We start from the raw sequence: 13,147 nt of genomic DNA, 5'->3' as shown, positions 1-13,147 counted from the left end.
TCAGGCCAGCAATCGATAACAGGCCCCGATCCGGTCGACCCACCACTGCCGCCGCCCGGGCGGCGCGGCCAGCGTCCGCAGCCGCGCCGGATCCGGCGTGACCGGCCCGGCGGGCAGGAAGCCGTCGACGGGCGGGGCGACGTCCGCCACGTCTTCCACGAACAGCCCGCCGGTGCCCAGCCCGCAGGCGTGATGCAGGTGCGGCAGCGCCGCCGCCGCCATCAGGCCGTGGCCGATGCCCACCGCCGAATCCAGTGCGCTGGAGATCACGACCGGGATGTCGATCTGCGCGGCGATGTCCAGCAGCGCCGAAATCCCGCCCAGCGGGGCGACTTTGAGCACGGCGATGTCGGCGGCGCGGGCGCGGACCACGGCCAGCGGGTCGTCGGCCTTGCGGATGCTCTCGTCGGCGGCGATCGGCACGCGTGGCATGTCTGGCCGGCGGCGCAGCGCCGCGAGCTCGTCGACCGTGGCGCAGGGTTGTTCGAGGTATTCCAGCGGGCCGTCGGCGCTCAGCGCGGCCGCGGCGGCGGCGGCCTCCTCGACGGTCCAGCCGCCGTTGGCGTCCACCCGCACGACGGGGACGAGTTCGCGCACGGCGTTGACCCGGGCGACGTCGTCGGCCAGCGTCTGCCCGGGCTCGGCGACCTTCACCTTGGCCGTGCGCGCCCCGGGGAACCGGGCCAGCACGCCGGGCACCTCTGCCGGCCCGACGGCCGGCACGGTGGCGTTGATCGGCACGCGGTCGCGCCGCAGCGGCGGCGGCTCGCGGTAGGCGGCCTCGATGCCCGACGCCAGCCAGGCGGCCGCCTCGGAAGGCCCGTATTCGGGGAACGCCCCGAACTCCCCCCACCCGGCGGGCCCCTCGATCAGCGCGACCTCGCGGGTGGTGATGCCGCGGAACCGGACCCGCATCGGCAACGCGACGACGTGCAGGCGGTCCAGCAGGTCCTGTAGGGGTGGCCTCACCGGCCGTAGACCCGGCGGCCCGCCAGATACGTCGCGCGCACCTCCAGGTCGGCGATGCGCTCCGGTGGCACCGTGCGGGGGTCGGCCGACAGCACCACCAGGTCGGCGTACTTGCCGACCTGGAGCGAACCGGTCACGTCGTCGGCGAACAGTTGCCAGGCGGCGTCGAGGGTCTGCGCGCGGATGGCCTGCTCGACGGTGAGACACTCCTGCGGCCCAAGCACCCGGCCGGACGGCGCGGTGCGCGTCACGGCCACGCCGATGTTGCGCAGCGGCTCCTCGGGGGTGACCGGCGGGTCGTTGTGCAGCGAGATGCGCATGCCGGTGGCCACCGCGGAACCCGCAGGCATCCAACGGGATCCGCGCTCCTCGCCGAACAGGCCGTCGACGATGACGTCGCCCCAGTAGTGGATGTGGTCGACGAAGATGCTGCAGGTGACGCCGAGGTCGGCTGCCCTTTGGAGCTGGTCGGGGCGGATGGCGCCGACGTGTTCGAGCCGCAGTCGGTGGTCGGGGCGCGGATTGCGTTGCAGCGCCTCCTCGTACACGTCGAGGATGGTGTCCACGCCGGCGTCGCCGTGCACGTGGCAGGCCATCTGCCAGCCCAGCGGGAAGTAGGCGCCGACGATCTCGGCCAGCTGCTCGCGCGTGTAGTTGGCGTGCCCGCAGGAACCGGCGGCACCGATCGTGCGGGTGGCGGCGGTGTCCAGGTAGGGGAAGCTCAGCGCGATGTTGCCGATCCACGGCGAGCCGTCCACCCAGATCTTGATGCCGACCTGGCGCACCAGGTCGTCGCCCTGCCCGGGCGTCGCGGCCGTCGACATCTGCGGCGTGGACATCTCGTAGGTGCGCAGCCGCACGGTCAGCTCGTCGTGCTGTTGGGCGAGCAACGGCGCGAACGCGGGGTCGAACGCCATGTCCGAGCAGGTGGTCAGCCCGGCGCGGTTGAGCCGCGCGCATTCGTCGCGCAGCATCTGCGGGTAGCTCTCGGGCTCGATGGCCCCGGCCAGCAGCGGGAACACCGCGCCGATCTCCTCGGCGCTGCCGTCGAGTTCGCCGTCGGCGCCGCGGCCGTAGCGGGCGCCCTTCGGGTCGGGGGTGGCGTGGGTGAGCCCGGCGTTGCGCGCGGCGGCCGAGTTGAAATAGGCCTTGTGCCCGGAGTTGTGGACGATCACCAGCGGCCCCTCGGGTGCCGTGTCGTCGAGCCAGGCCGCCGTCGGCTCGGGCAGGCCGGGTTGCAGCAGCGGGTCCCAGCCGCTCAGGTAGGCGCCGGCCGCGCCCCTGGCGGCGGCCTCGCGGCGGACCGCGGCCACGACGTCGTCGGCGTCGCGCACCGTCACCGGCCGGATGTCGACGATCCGGTCCGACAGCGCCAGGGCCTCCATCAGCGGATGACCGTGCGCCTCGACGAATCCCGGCATGACGCAGCCGTCACCGAGGTCGATCGTCGTCGTGCCGGCGCCGACGAGCGCGGCCACCTCGGCACGGGTCCCGACGGCGACGATGCGGCCGTCGGCGACGGCGAGGGCCTCGGCGGTGGGCCGCGACTCGTCGACGGTCAGTACGGTTCCGGTGAAGACCAGATCAGCGTGCGCCATGTGCAGGGATCGTAGTGCTGTGAGGGTGTGGCTGACCGGAATTGCAACACGTTCTAGTCTTGGCCCATGGGTCGCGTCGGCGACGATGCGAAAGCGATGCGATGAGGAGGAGCGACGCCATGGGTGATGATCTGCTACGCCATCCCATTCATTCCGGACACCTGACCGTCGGTGCGCTCAAGCGCAACAAGGACAAGCCGGTGCTGCATCTCGGCGACACCACGCTGACCGGTGGACAGCTCGCCGAGCGGATCAGCCAGTACATTCAGGCGTTCGAGGCGCTCGGTGCGGGCACCGGCGCGACCGTCGGGCTGCTGTCGCTGAACCGGCCCGAGGTGCTGATGATCATCGGCGCCGGCCAGACCCAGGGTTACCGGCGCGTGGCGCTGCACCCGCTGGGCTCCCTGGACGACCACGCCTACGTGCTGGGCGACGCCGGCGTGACGTCGCTGATCATCGACCCCAACCCGATGTTCGTCGAGCGGGCGCTGGGCCTGCTGGAGAAGGTGCCCGACCTCAAGCAGGTCCTGACCATCGGCCCGGTCCCCGAAGCCCTGGGCGATGCCGCGGTGGACCTGGTGGCCGAGGCCGCGAAGTATCCGCCGAAGCCGTTGGTGGCGGCCGACCTTCCGCCCGACCACATCGGCGGGATGGCCTACACCGGCGGCACCACCGGCAAGCCCAAGGGCGTGCTGGGCACCGCGCAGTCGATCACCACGATGACCACGATCCAGCTTGCCGAGTGGGAGTGGCCGGAAAACCCGCGCTTTTTGATGTGCACCCCGCTGTCGCATGCCGGGGCGGCGTTCTTCGTGCCGACGATCATCAAGGGCGGCGAGCTGGTCGTGCTGACCAAGTTCGACCCGGCCGAGGTGCTGCGGGTGATCGAGGAGCAGAAGATCACCGCGACCATGCTGGTGCCGTCGATGATCTACGCGCTGATGGACCACCCGGATTCGCACACCCGCGACCTGTCCTCGCTGGAGACGGTCTACTACGGCGCCTCGGCGATGAACCCGGTGCGGCTGGCCGAGGCCATCCGCCGCTTCGGGCCGATCTTTGCCCAGTACTACGGGCAGTCCGAGGCCCCGATGGTGATCTCGTATCTGGCCAAGAAGGACCACGACGAGAAGCGGCTCACCTCCTGCGGGCGGCCCACCCTGTTCGCCCGCACCGCGCTGCTGGACGCGGACGGCAACCCGGTGCCGCAGGGCGAGGTCGGCGAGATCTGCGTGTCCGGGCCGCTGCTGTCCGGCGGCTACTGGAACCTGCCGGAGGAGACGGCCAAGACGTTCTCCGGCGGCTGGCTGCACACCGGCGACATGGCCCGCGAGGACTCCGACGGCTTCTGGTTCATCGTCGACCGGGTCAAGGACATGATCGTCACCGGCGGGTTCAACGTGTTCCCGCGCGAGGTCGAGGACGTCGTCGCCGAGCACCCGGCCGTCGCGCAGGTGTGCGTGATCGGCACGCCGGACGAGAAGTGGGGCGAGGCCGTCACCGCGGTGATCGTGCTGCGGCCCGACCATCCCTGCGACGCGGAGTCGGTGGCGCGGGTGACGGTCGAGATCCAGTCCGCGGTCAAGGAGCGCAAGGGTTCGGTGCAGTCGCCCAAGCAGGTGATCGTCGTCGAGTCGGTGCCGGTGACAGCGCTGGGCAAGCCGGACAAGAAGGCCGTGCGGGCCCGGTTCTGGGAGGGCGCCGGCCGCGCGGTCGGCTAGTTTCTGGGCCTCGAGCGCCCGGCCGGCGGGGCCCTCGCGGGCGGGCGCCCGGCTGGCGGGGCTGTCGCGGCGGGGCGCCGGCCTAGGTAGTGGCCACCCCCGCGATCAGCAGGTCGAGCATGCGGCCCGTCTGCTCCGGCGAACTGCTGGCCCGCCGAGCTGCGCGCCGCGGTCGAGGACGACCTGTGCCAGCTCGGCCTCGACTGCGTGCCGGTGGTGAACCTGCGGCGCATGGACCTCGGCCCGGGCGTGCGCGCGGAGGGCGACCAGGTCGTCGACCTCGACGACCAGCTGGCCGAGATGATCGCGCTGCGCGACGAGGGCAAGGTCGGCGCGATCGGGATCAGCAGCGTGCCCCTCGACGTGCTGCGGCGCGCGCTGCCGGCGGGGATCGCCTGCGTGCAGAACGCCTACAGCCTGCTGGACCGCTCGCAGGAGGAGATGGTCGACTTCTGCGCGGACGAAGGCATCGCCTGGGTGCCGTACTTCCCGCTCGGCTCGGCGTTCCCCGGGTTCCCCAAGGTCGCCGACGACGCGGTGGTCGCCGAGATCGCCGCCGAGCTCGGCGTCACGGGCTCTCAGGTGGGGCTGGCGTGGCTGCTGGCCCGGTCGACGAACACGCTGCTGATCCCCGGCACGCGCTCGATCGCGCACCTCGAGGAGAACCTCGGCGCCGGCGGCGTCACCCTGAGCTCCGACGCGATCGCCCGGCTGGACGCGGTGGAGGCGCCGAACGCCTGACTACTGTGTCAGGCATGGCAGGTGCAGAACCCCTCAAGCCGCCCCGGTGGCTGAAGCCGGCGAACAAGGCCTTCATCCTGATGTCGCGGCTCGGGCTGAGCTTCGGCGGGGAGAGCCCGGTCGTGCTGACCGTCCCGGGCCGCAAGACCGGGGCCCCGCGGTCGACGCCGGTCACCCCGATGACGCTGGACGACAAGCGCTACGTCGTCGGCGGCTTCCCCGGCGCCGACTGGGTTCGCAACGCCCGGGCCGCGCGCGAAGCCACCTTGCAACGGGGCCGCCGCAGCGAGCGGGTCCGGATGGTGGAACTGTCCGCCGAGGACGCCGGGCCGGTGCTGCGGGCGTTCCCCACCGAGGTGCCCACCGGTGTCGGTTTCATGAGGCGCTCCGGGCTGGTCACCGACGGGCGCCCCGAGGAGTTCGAGGCGCTGGCCGGGCGCTGCGCCGTCTTCCGGCTCGATCCGCTACGAGCATGAGCGACAACCCCTTTGACGCACAGGCGTGGCGGCCGATCAGCGGCTTCGGCGACCTGACCGACATCACCTACCACCGCCACGTCACCGACGCCACCGTGCGGGTGGCGTTCAACCGGCCCGAGGTGCGCAACGCGTTCCGGCCGCACACCGTCGACGAGCTCTATCGCGCGCTCGACCACGCCCGGATGTCGCCCGACGTCGGCGTGGTGCTGCTGACGGGCAACGGCCCGTCCCCGAAGGACGGCGGCTGGGCCTTCTGCTCGGGTGGCGACCAGCGCATCCGGGGACGATCCGGCTACCAGTACGCCTCCGGCGAGACCGCCGACACCGTCGATGCCGCCCGCGCGGGCCGGCTGCACATCCTCGAGGTGCAGCGGCTGATCCGGTTCATGCCCAAGGTCGTCATCTGCCTGGTCAACGGGTGGGCGGCCGGTGGGGGGCACAGCCTGCACGTGGTCTGCGACCTCACCCTGGCCAGCCGCGAGCATGCCCGCTTCAAGCAGACCGACGCCGACGTCGGCAGTTTCGACGGCGGCTACGGCAGCGCGTACCTGGCCCGCCAGGTGGGCCAGAAGTTCGCCCGCGAGATCTTCTTCCTGGGCCGCACGTACACCGCCGAGCAGATGCACCACATGGGCGCGGTCAACGAGGTCGTCGACCATGCCGAACTCGAACGCGTGGCCGTGCAGTGGGCGTCGGAGATCAACGCGAAATCGCCCCAGGCCCAACGCATGCTGAAGTTCGCGTTCAACCTGCTCGACGACGGGCTGGTGGGCCAGCAACTGTTCGCCGGCGAGGCGACGCGGCTGGCGTACATGACCGACGAGGCCGTCGAGGGCCGCGACGCGTTTCTGCAGAAGCGCCCCCCGGACTGGAGCCCGTTCCCGCGGTACTTCTGAGCGGCAGCCCACCACCTAGACTCGCCTCGATGAGCAAAAGCCCGCTTCGCCGCCTCACCGACCAGCTCGTGCTGGCCACCATGCGACCACCCGCCGCGCCGCAGGTGTTGGTCAACCGGCCCGCGATCAAGCCGATCGAACTGGCCGGCAAGCGGATCCTGATCACCGGGGCGTCCTCGGGCATCGGGGAGGCCGCGGCCGAGCGGTTCGCCCGCCTCGGCGCCACCGTGGTCGTCGCCGCCCGCCGCCGGGAGCTGCTGGACGCGCTGGCCGAGCGGATCACCGCCGCCGAAGGCACCGCGCTGGCGATGCCCTGCGACGTCTCGGACATGGACGCCGTCGACGCGCTGGTCGCCGACGTCGAGCAGCGCCTCGGCGGGATCGACATCCTGGTCAACAACGCCGCCCGGTCCATCCGCCGCCCGCTGGCCGAGTCGCTGGAACGCTGGCACGACGTCGAGCGGACCATGGTGCTCAACTACTACGCGCCGCTGCGGCTGATCCGCGGTTTGGCGCCCGGGATGCTCGAGCGCGGCGACGGCCACGTCATCAACGTCTCGACGTGGGGCGTGCTGTCGGAGGCCTCGCCGCTGTTCGCGGTGTACAACGCCTCCAAGGCCGCGCTGTCGATGGTGAGCCGGGTGGTCGAAACCGAGTGGGGCCACCGGGGCGTGCATTCGACGACGCTGTACTACCCGTTGGTGGCCACGCCGATGATCGCCCCGACGAAGGCTTACGAGGGGGTCCCCGCGCTGACCTCGCAGGAGGCCGCCGAGTGGATGATCACCGCGGCGCGCACCCGGCCGGTGCGGATCGCGCCGCGGATGGCGCTCGCGGCCAAGGCGCTCGACACCATCGGCCCGCGCTGGGTCAACGCCCTCATGCAGCGGCAGAGCCTCCAGCCCAACCGCCCGGCCGGGAACTGACCCAAGGCCATCGCCGCGGCGACGCGAACGTGATAGACACAACGCCATGGAGATCCTGGCCAGCCGGATGCTGCTCCGACCGGCGGACTACGAGCGTTCGCTGAGCTTCTACCGGGACCGCATCGGGCTGGCGATCTTCCGCGAATATGGTGCGGGCACAGTGTTTTTCGCCGGCCAGTCGCTGCTGGAGCTTGCCGGCTTCGGCTCGCCGGATCATTCGCGGGGCCCGTTTCCCGGCGCGCTGTGGCTCCAGGTCCGCGACGTCCGCGCAACCCAGGCAGAGTTGGAGTCCCGCGGCGTGATGATTGCTCGCGAGGCGCGCCAGGAACCGTGGGGCCTGCACGAGATGCACGTGACCGACCCGGACGGGATCACGCTGATCTTCGTCGAAATCCCGCCTGAGCATCCGCTTCGCCGCGACACCCGTGGTGAACGGGAGCCCAAGTCAGATTAACGACGAGGTAACTTATGGCGACGACTCAAGGTACACCCACATTTGCGGTCTTCCTCCATTCGACAATGCAATCCCCCCACTACGAGAATCAGGCGCTGTGGACATCCAACTGTTCCTCTTGATCATTGTCGTAATCACGGCACTCGCTTTCGATTTCACGAACGGCTTCCACGACACCGGCAACGCCATGGCGACCTCGATCGCCAGTGGAGCCCTGGCGCCCAAGGTCGCCGTCGGGCTGTCGGCGGTGCTCAACCTGGTGGGCGCCTTCATGTCCACCGCGGTCGCCGCCACGATCGCCAAGGGGCTGATCGACGGGCACATCGTGACGCTGGAGCTGGTGTTCGCCGGCCTGGTCGGAGGCATCGTCTGGAACCTGATGACCTGGCTGCTCGGCATCCCGTCGAGTTCCTCGCACGCGCTGGTCGGCGGCATCGTCGGTGCCGCGATCGCCGCGGTGGGCGCGCACGGGGTGCTCTGGCAGGGCGTGGTGTCCAAGGTACTCATCCCGGCCGTCGTCGCCGCGATCCTGGCCATCGCCGTCGGGGCGATAGCAACCTGGCTGGTCTATCGGCTCACCCGCGGCGTCGGCTCCGAGCGCACCGAGTCGGGGTTCCGCTACGGCCAGTGGGGCTCCGCGTCGCTGGTCTCGCTGGCGCACGGCACCGGCGACGCCCAGAAGACGATGGGCATCATCTTCCTGGGGCTGATGTCGTACGGGTCGGTCAGCAAGAGCGCCTCGATGCCACCGCTGTGGGTCATCGTCAGTTGCGCCCTCGCCATGGCGACGGGTACCTACCTGGGCGGCTGGCGGATCATCCGCACGCTGGGCAAGGGGCTGGTCGAGATCCAGTCGCCGCAGGGCATGGCCGCCGAGTCATCCTCGGCCGCGGTCATCCTGCTGTCCACCCATTTCGGCTACGCGCTGTCGACGACGCAGGTCTGCACCGGTTCGGTGCTGGGCAGCGGGCTCGGCAAGCCCGGCGGGGTGGTGCGCTGGGGCGTGGCCGGCCGGATGGTGGTCGCGTGGCTGGTCACCCTCCCGCTGGCCGGGCTCGTCGGCGCGGTGACCTACTGGATCGTCCACCTCATCGGGGGCTACCCCGGCGCGATCATCGGCTTCGGGCTGCTGGTCGCCGTCTCGGCCGTCATCTACGTCCGGTCGCGCAAGGTCAAGGTCGACCCCAAGAACGTCAACGCCGAATGGGAGGGCAGCCTGACCGCCGGCCTGGACGCCGCCGAGGAGATTCCGCCGCCGACCGACGTGATACCCCCGACCGGCAACGGGGCGACGCCCCGCTCCGGCTCCGACGACCCCACGGTCGGTGCGGGGAACCTGTCATGAGCGGGTTCAGCGCGTGGTTCAACTACGAGGCGTCCCTGAAGATCCTGGTGTTCAGCATGCTGGCCGGCGCCGCCCTGCCCGGGCTGTTCGCCGTCGGGCTGCGGCTGCACGCCATGGGCGCCGGGGAAGTACGCACCAACGGCGCCGCCCCGCAGCGCAACCCGGCGCTGACCGCGCTCGCGTGGGCGATCTACGCGCTGGTGGTCGCGGTGATCCTGCTCGCTCTGGCGTACATCTCCCGGGATTTCATCGCGCACCACACCGGGTATCCGTTCCTCGGAGCAAAGACCAAGTAGCATCGGAGTCGGTTCTCCGCCGAAGCCGAGCCCACTGCCCGGAACAGGTTGCACAGTGAACGGATTCCTCAGCTCGATCGTGACGTGGCTACGCGCCGGCTACCCCGAGGGCGTGCCACCGACCGACACCTTCGCGGTCCTCGCGCTGCTGACCCGCCGGTTGAGCCATGACGAGGTCGTTGCCGTGTCCAACGAACTGATCGAGCGCGACGAGCTCGACCACATCGACATCGGCGTGGCGATCACCCAGATCACCGACGAGCTGCCGTCGCCGGCAGACATCGAGCGGGTGCGGGCCCGGTTGGCCGAACGGGGCTGGCCGTTCGACGACGAGCAGGACGCGGGAGCGCGCCCATAGCCGTCCTGCGGGCACTCGGCGTCCCGGCGGGCCGCGCCGCCGCCGTGCTGCTGCCCGCCCTGGAACGCGTCCTGGCCGGCCACGGTCCGGCGATCCTCGCCGTGCCGGCCGACCCCGACCCGGAAGCGCTGCGCGCGTTGCGGGTCGGGGAAGCCATCGACGACGACGTCGCCCTCGTCGCGACCACGTCGGGCACCACCGGTGCGCCCAAGGGCGCCCTGCTGAGCGCCGCCGCCCTGCGGGCCGGCGCGGCGGCCACCCATGACCGGCTCGGCGGGCCGGGCGCCTGGCTGCTGGCCCTGCCGCCGCATCACATCGCCGGCATCCAGGTGGTGGTGCGCAGCGTGCTCGCCGGCGCGGAGCCCGTCGAACTCGACGTCTCCGCCGGCTTCGAACCCGCCGAACTGCCCGCCGCGATCGGGCGGCTGGGCCCCGGCCGCCGCTACACCTCGCTGGTCGCCGCCCAGCTGGCCAAAGCGCTCGCCGACCCGGCGGCCGCGGCCGCCCTCGCCGACCTCGACGCCGTGCTGCTCGGCGGCGGACCGGCACCGGATCGGGTGCTGGACGCCGCGGCGGCCGCCGGCGTCACGGTGGTGCGCACCTACGGGATGAGCGAGACCGCTGGCGGCTGCGTGTACGACGGCGTCCCCCTCGACGGTGTCCGGGTGCGGGTGAGCGGCGACGGGCGCGTCGTCATCGGGGGCGCGACGCTGGCGAAGGGCTACCGCAACCCGGTCGTGCCCGACCCGTTCGCCGAGCCCGGCTGGTTCCGGACCGACGACCTCGGCGTCATCGACGACGCGGGCGTGCTCAGCGTGCTGGGCCGCGCCGACGACGCGATCAGCACCGGCGGGCTGACGGTGCTGCCGCAGCCCGTCGAGGCGGCGCTGGGCACCCACCCCGCCGTGCGCGAGTGCGCGGTGTTCGGCCTGCCCGACGACCGGCTGGGCCGGCGTGTGGTCGCCGCGGTGGTGCCCGCCGACGGTTGCGCCCCGCCGACGCTGGAGGCCTTGCGGGCGCACGTGGCGCGCACCCTGGACGCCACCGCGGCGCCGCGCGAACTGCACGTCGTCGACGCGCTGCCGCGCCGCGGCATCGGCAAGCTCGACCGGCGGGCACTGGTGCGGCGGTTCTCCCCCGGTCAATAGGCTTGTCGACCGTGAAGACTGCGCTGGGGGAGTTTGCCCGGGAGGCGGTGGCGGTCGCGGCCGGCGCCGCCCTGGTGCTGGCGGCGTTCGTGCTGCCGCGCCTGCATCTGGGGGTCAAACCCCTGCTGGGGGTCGGGCCGGAGCGATTCGCCACGCACGCCGGGTCGGCGCCGATCTTCGGGGCGTGGGAGATTCACGCCGGCTGGGGCACCGGGCCGGCCGTCCTGCTGGCCGTGGCCGCGGTGCTGTGGGGACCCGCTGTGGCGCAACGCCTTTCCTGGCGCGTGCTGACGCTGGGCACCTGGGCCGCCGCGTGCTCGTGGGCGTTCGCGCTGGCGATGATCGACGGCTGGCAGCGCGGCTTCGCCGGCCGGTTGACCACCCGCGACGAGTACCTGCACGACGTGCCGGGCATCACCGACATCCCGGCCACGCTGCGCACGTTCGCCGCCCGCATCCTCGACTTCCAGCCGCACTCCTGGACGACGCACGTTTCCGGCCATCCCCCGGGTGCGCTGCTGACGTTCGTGTGGCTGGACCGGATCGGCCTGCACGGCGGCGCCTGGGCCGGCCTGCTGTGCCTGCTGGTCGGCTCGAGCGCGGCGGCGGCCCTGGTCGTCGCAGTGCGCGCGCTGGCCGGCGAGCCGACCGCGCGGCGGGTCGCGCCGTTCGTCGCGGTGGCCCCGACGGCGATCTGGATGGCGGTGTCGGCCGACGGATATTTCGCCGGCGTCGCGGCGTGGGGTCTCGCCCTGCTGGCCGTGGCGGTGCACGGGACGGCCCGGTTCCCCGCGCTGGCGGCCGCCGGCGCGGGACTGCTGCTCGGCTGGGGAATCTTCCTCAGCTACGGCCTGGTGTTGATGGGCCTGCCGGCGCTGGCGGTGCTGGTGTCGGCGCCCGCGCGGCCGGCCGCGCTGCGGGCTTCGGGTGCCGCCGTCGCGGCGGCGCTGGCGGTGGTGGCGGTGTTCGCCGTCGCGGGGTTCTCCTGGTTCGAGGGTTATACCCTTGTCCAGCAACGCTATTGGCAGGGCATTGCCAAGGACCGGCCGTTCGCCTACTGGTGGTGGGCCAACCTGGCCTGCGTCGTGTGCGCGATCGGACTGGGCAGCGTGGCCGGGCTGACCCGGGTGTTCGACGTGGCCGCGCTGCGGCGCCGCTGCGGATTCCACCTGGTTTTGCTGGCGATGCTGCTCGCCGTCGTCAGTGCGGACGCGACCACGCTGAGCAAGGCCGAGGTGGAACGGATCTGGCTGCCGTTCACGGTCTGGCTCACCGCCGCGCCCGCGCTGCTGCCGCTGCGGTCGCATCGCGTGTGGCTGGTGCTCAACGCCGCCGGGGCACTGCTGGTCAACACCGTCATCGTCACGAACTGGTAGGCGCCGGGTCCCGTCTCACGGTGCGAGCCTGACCCAGCCCGGCGACAGGGGCGGCGCCGGTGACGGATCCGCGGGCGCACCGCCCTCGTTGCCGCCGGGCCCGCCGGCGCCGCCGCCGGCGGTACCCGGCGGTGACTGCTTCGGCGGGGGCGGCGTCTTTTTCGGCGGTGGCGGTGACCGCTTCGGCGGAGGCGGTACCGCGATCGGCCTGGGCGGCACCAGAGTCGGTGCGTCCGGGGGCGGTGGCACCGGGATCTCCGGCGGGTCGGGAGCGAGGTCCCCCTGGGGAAGCACCCGGGTGCGCAGGGAGACGGCCTGCGTCGGAATATGCGGTCCGGGTGGGGCATAGACCATGATGGAAACGATCTTGCTCTGGTCGCCCGGGCAGTAGGCCTCGACCGACGCGGTGATGAACCGGGTGACGGTGGAGATGACGCGACGCTCGGGGACTCCGCGCCAGGACGGGTTGATGAGCGCATGGTCCTTCATGTCGTCCACGAGGGAGTCCACCGTCATGCCGCCGTCGAGTTTGCGGCAGACCTTGTGGGCCGTGGCGATGAGGCTGGGCACGCCCTTGAGTGCGGGGATCTGTTCCTGGTCGAGCAGCGCCAGAAACTGCGCGTCCTGGTTCGGATCGGCCGCGGCCGCACCGCCGGACAGAGAGGCGCCGCCGGTGAGCACGACGAGGGCCGTGACCAGTGCGCCGGCGTGACTGGTGACGGCGGCGACGGTGGTAGTGGTGGACATCGAGACTCCGTTCCGCGGGGACCGTCGCCGAACGGGCTCTGGACGGTGATCGACACCGCATCTTTGACTACTGGTCAGCCTCGTCCCGGCGCC

Annotated in this window: 13 protein-coding genes and 1 pseudogene; 11 read left to right on the top strand and 3 right to left on the bottom strand. The window is 71.9% G+C overall.

Annotated elements, in window-relative coordinates; genetic code table 11:
- Both ACJ512_RS04320 and ACJ512_RS04315 read right to left on the bottom strand, forming a co-directional pair.
- Complete coding sequence (locus ACJ512_RS04320) at positions 1-915, bottom strand: o-succinylbenzoate synthase (protein WP_461480098.1); 915 nt, start codon at positions 913-915, stop codon at positions 1-3.
- Positions 916-965: 50 nt separating this feature from the next.
- Positions 966-2,567 carry an amidohydrolase gene (locus tag ACJ512_RS04315; protein WP_407685185.1) on the bottom strand — a complete coding sequence of 534 codons (1,602 nt, stop codon included), beginning with the start codon at positions 2,565-2,567 and terminating at the stop codon, positions 966-968.
- Between the two features lie 119 nt (positions 2,568-2,686).
- On the opposite strand from ACJ512_RS04315, the gene fadD8 reads away from it, so the two are divergent.
- The 11 genes and pseudogenes from fadD8 (at position 2,687) to ACJ512_RS04260 (ending at position 12,307) form a co-directional block, all read left to right on the top strand.
- Complete coding sequence (gene fadD8 / locus ACJ512_RS04310; protein WP_407685186.1) at positions 2,687-4,288, top strand: fatty-acid--CoA ligase FadD8; 1,602 nt, start codon at positions 2,687-2,689, stop codon at positions 4,286-4,288.
- Between the two features lie 150 nt (positions 4,289-4,438).
- Positions 4,439-5,029: pseudogene (locus ACJ512_RS04305) on the top strand (aldo/keto reductase); the annotation flags it as partial.
- 14 nt (positions 5,030-5,043) lie between these two features.
- The gene (locus ACJ512_RS04300) at positions 5,044-5,505 is read left to right on the top strand and encodes a nitroreductase family deazaflavin-dependent oxidoreductase (RefSeq protein ID WP_407685187.1); all 462 of its coding nucleotides are present in this window, start codon (positions 5,044-5,046) and stop codon (positions 5,503-5,505) included.
- A complete protein-coding gene (locus tag ACJ512_RS04295) occupies positions 5,502-6,404 on the top strand; it encodes a 1,4-dihydroxy-2-naphthoyl-CoA synthase (protein WP_407685188.1) in 903 nt (300 codons plus the stop codon). The genes ACJ512_RS04300 and ACJ512_RS04295 overlap by 4 nt, the downstream gene beginning before the upstream one ends.
- Before the next feature lie 29 nt (positions 6,405-6,433).
- Positions 6,434-7,330, top strand: coding sequence for an SDR family oxidoreductase (locus tag ACJ512_RS04290; RefSeq protein ID WP_407685189.1), 897 nt, complete (start codon positions 6,434-6,436; stop codon positions 7,328-7,330).
- Between the two features lie 46 nt (positions 7,331-7,376).
- Positions 7,377-7,784 (top strand): VOC family protein, encoded by a 408-nt coding sequence (locus ACJ512_RS04285; RefSeq protein ID WP_407685190.1) that lies wholly within the window; start codon positions 7,377-7,379, stop codon positions 7,782-7,784.
- 97 nt (positions 7,785-7,881) lie between these two features.
- Positions 7,882-9,129 (top strand): inorganic phosphate transporter, encoded by a 1,248-nt coding sequence (locus ACJ512_RS04280; protein WP_407685191.1) that lies wholly within the window; start codon positions 7,882-7,884, stop codon positions 9,127-9,129.
- A complete protein-coding gene (locus ACJ512_RS04275) occupies positions 9,126-9,425 on the top strand; it encodes a hypothetical protein (protein WP_407685192.1) in 300 nt (99 codons plus the stop codon). The genes ACJ512_RS04280 and ACJ512_RS04275 overlap by 4 nt, the downstream gene beginning before the upstream one ends.
- A 55-nt stretch (positions 9,426-9,480) precedes the next feature.
- On the top strand, positions 9,481-9,783 hold the full coding sequence (locus ACJ512_RS04270; protein WP_407685193.1) for a DUF3349 domain-containing protein: 303 nt from the start codon (positions 9,481-9,483) through the stop codon (positions 9,781-9,783).
- 44 nt (positions 9,784-9,827) lie between these two features.
- Complete coding sequence (gene menE / locus ACJ512_RS04265; protein WP_407685194.1) at positions 9,828-10,931, top strand: o-succinylbenzoate--CoA ligase; 1,104 nt, start codon at positions 9,828-9,830, stop codon at positions 10,929-10,931.
- A 23-nt stretch (positions 10,932-10,954) separates the two neighbouring features.
- Positions 10,955-12,307: a hypothetical protein gene (locus tag ACJ512_RS04260; RefSeq protein WP_407685200.1), complete on the top strand. Its 1,353-nt coding sequence runs from the start codon at positions 10,955-10,957 to the stop codon at positions 12,305-12,307.
- Between the two features lie 15 nt (positions 12,308-12,322).
- Here ACJ512_RS04260 and ACJ512_RS04255 read toward each other — a convergent pair whose 3' ends face one another.
- The gene (locus tag ACJ512_RS04255) at positions 12,323-13,054 is read right to left on the bottom strand and encodes a DUF732 domain-containing protein (protein WP_407685195.1); all 732 of its coding nucleotides are present in this window, start codon (positions 13,052-13,054) and stop codon (positions 12,323-12,325) included.
- Positions 13,055-13,147 lie beyond the last annotated feature (93 nt).

The organism is Mycobacterium cajalii (genome assembly GCF_045809005.2).
Classification (GTDB): domain Bacteria; phylum Actinomycetota; class Actinomycetes; order Mycobacteriales; family Mycobacteriaceae; genus Mycobacterium.
Note: the sequence above shows the minus strand (reverse complement) of the source record. Positions and strands in the feature narration are given on the sequence as shown.

Bases quoted from the DNA above. Each gene is read 5' to 3' on its own strand.
- ACJ512_RS04320 (WP_461480098.1), bottom strand. From the start codon at position 915: ATGCGGGTCCGGTTCCGCGGCATCACCACCCGCGAGGTCGCGCTGATC.
- ACJ512_RS04315 (WP_407685185.1), bottom strand. From the start codon at position 2,567: ATGGCGCACGCTGATCTGGTCTTCACCGGAACCGTACTGACCGTCGAC.
- fadD8 (WP_407685186.1), top strand. From the start codon at position 2,687: ATGGGTGATGATCTGCTACGCCATCCCATTCATTCCGGACACCTGACC.
- ACJ512_RS04300 (WP_407685187.1), top strand. From the start codon at position 5,044: ATGGCAGGTGCAGAACCCCTCAAGCCGCCCCGGTGGCTGAAGCCGGCG.
- ACJ512_RS04295 (WP_407685188.1), top strand. From the start codon at position 5,502: ATGAGCGACAACCCCTTTGACGCACAGGCGTGGCGGCCGATCAGCGGC.
- ACJ512_RS04290 (WP_407685189.1), top strand. From the start codon at position 6,434: ATGAGCAAAAGCCCGCTTCGCCGCCTCACCGACCAGCTCGTGCTGGCC.
- ACJ512_RS04285 (WP_407685190.1), top strand. From the start codon at position 7,377: ATGGAGATCCTGGCCAGCCGGATGCTGCTCCGACCGGCGGACTACGAG.
- ACJ512_RS04275 (WP_407685192.1), top strand. From the start codon at position 9,126: ATGAGCGGGTTCAGCGCGTGGTTCAACTACGAGGCGTCCCTGAAGATC.
- ACJ512_RS04255 (WP_407685195.1), bottom strand. From the start codon at position 13,054: ATGTCCACCACTACCACCGTCGCCGCCGTCACCAGTCACGCCGGCGCA.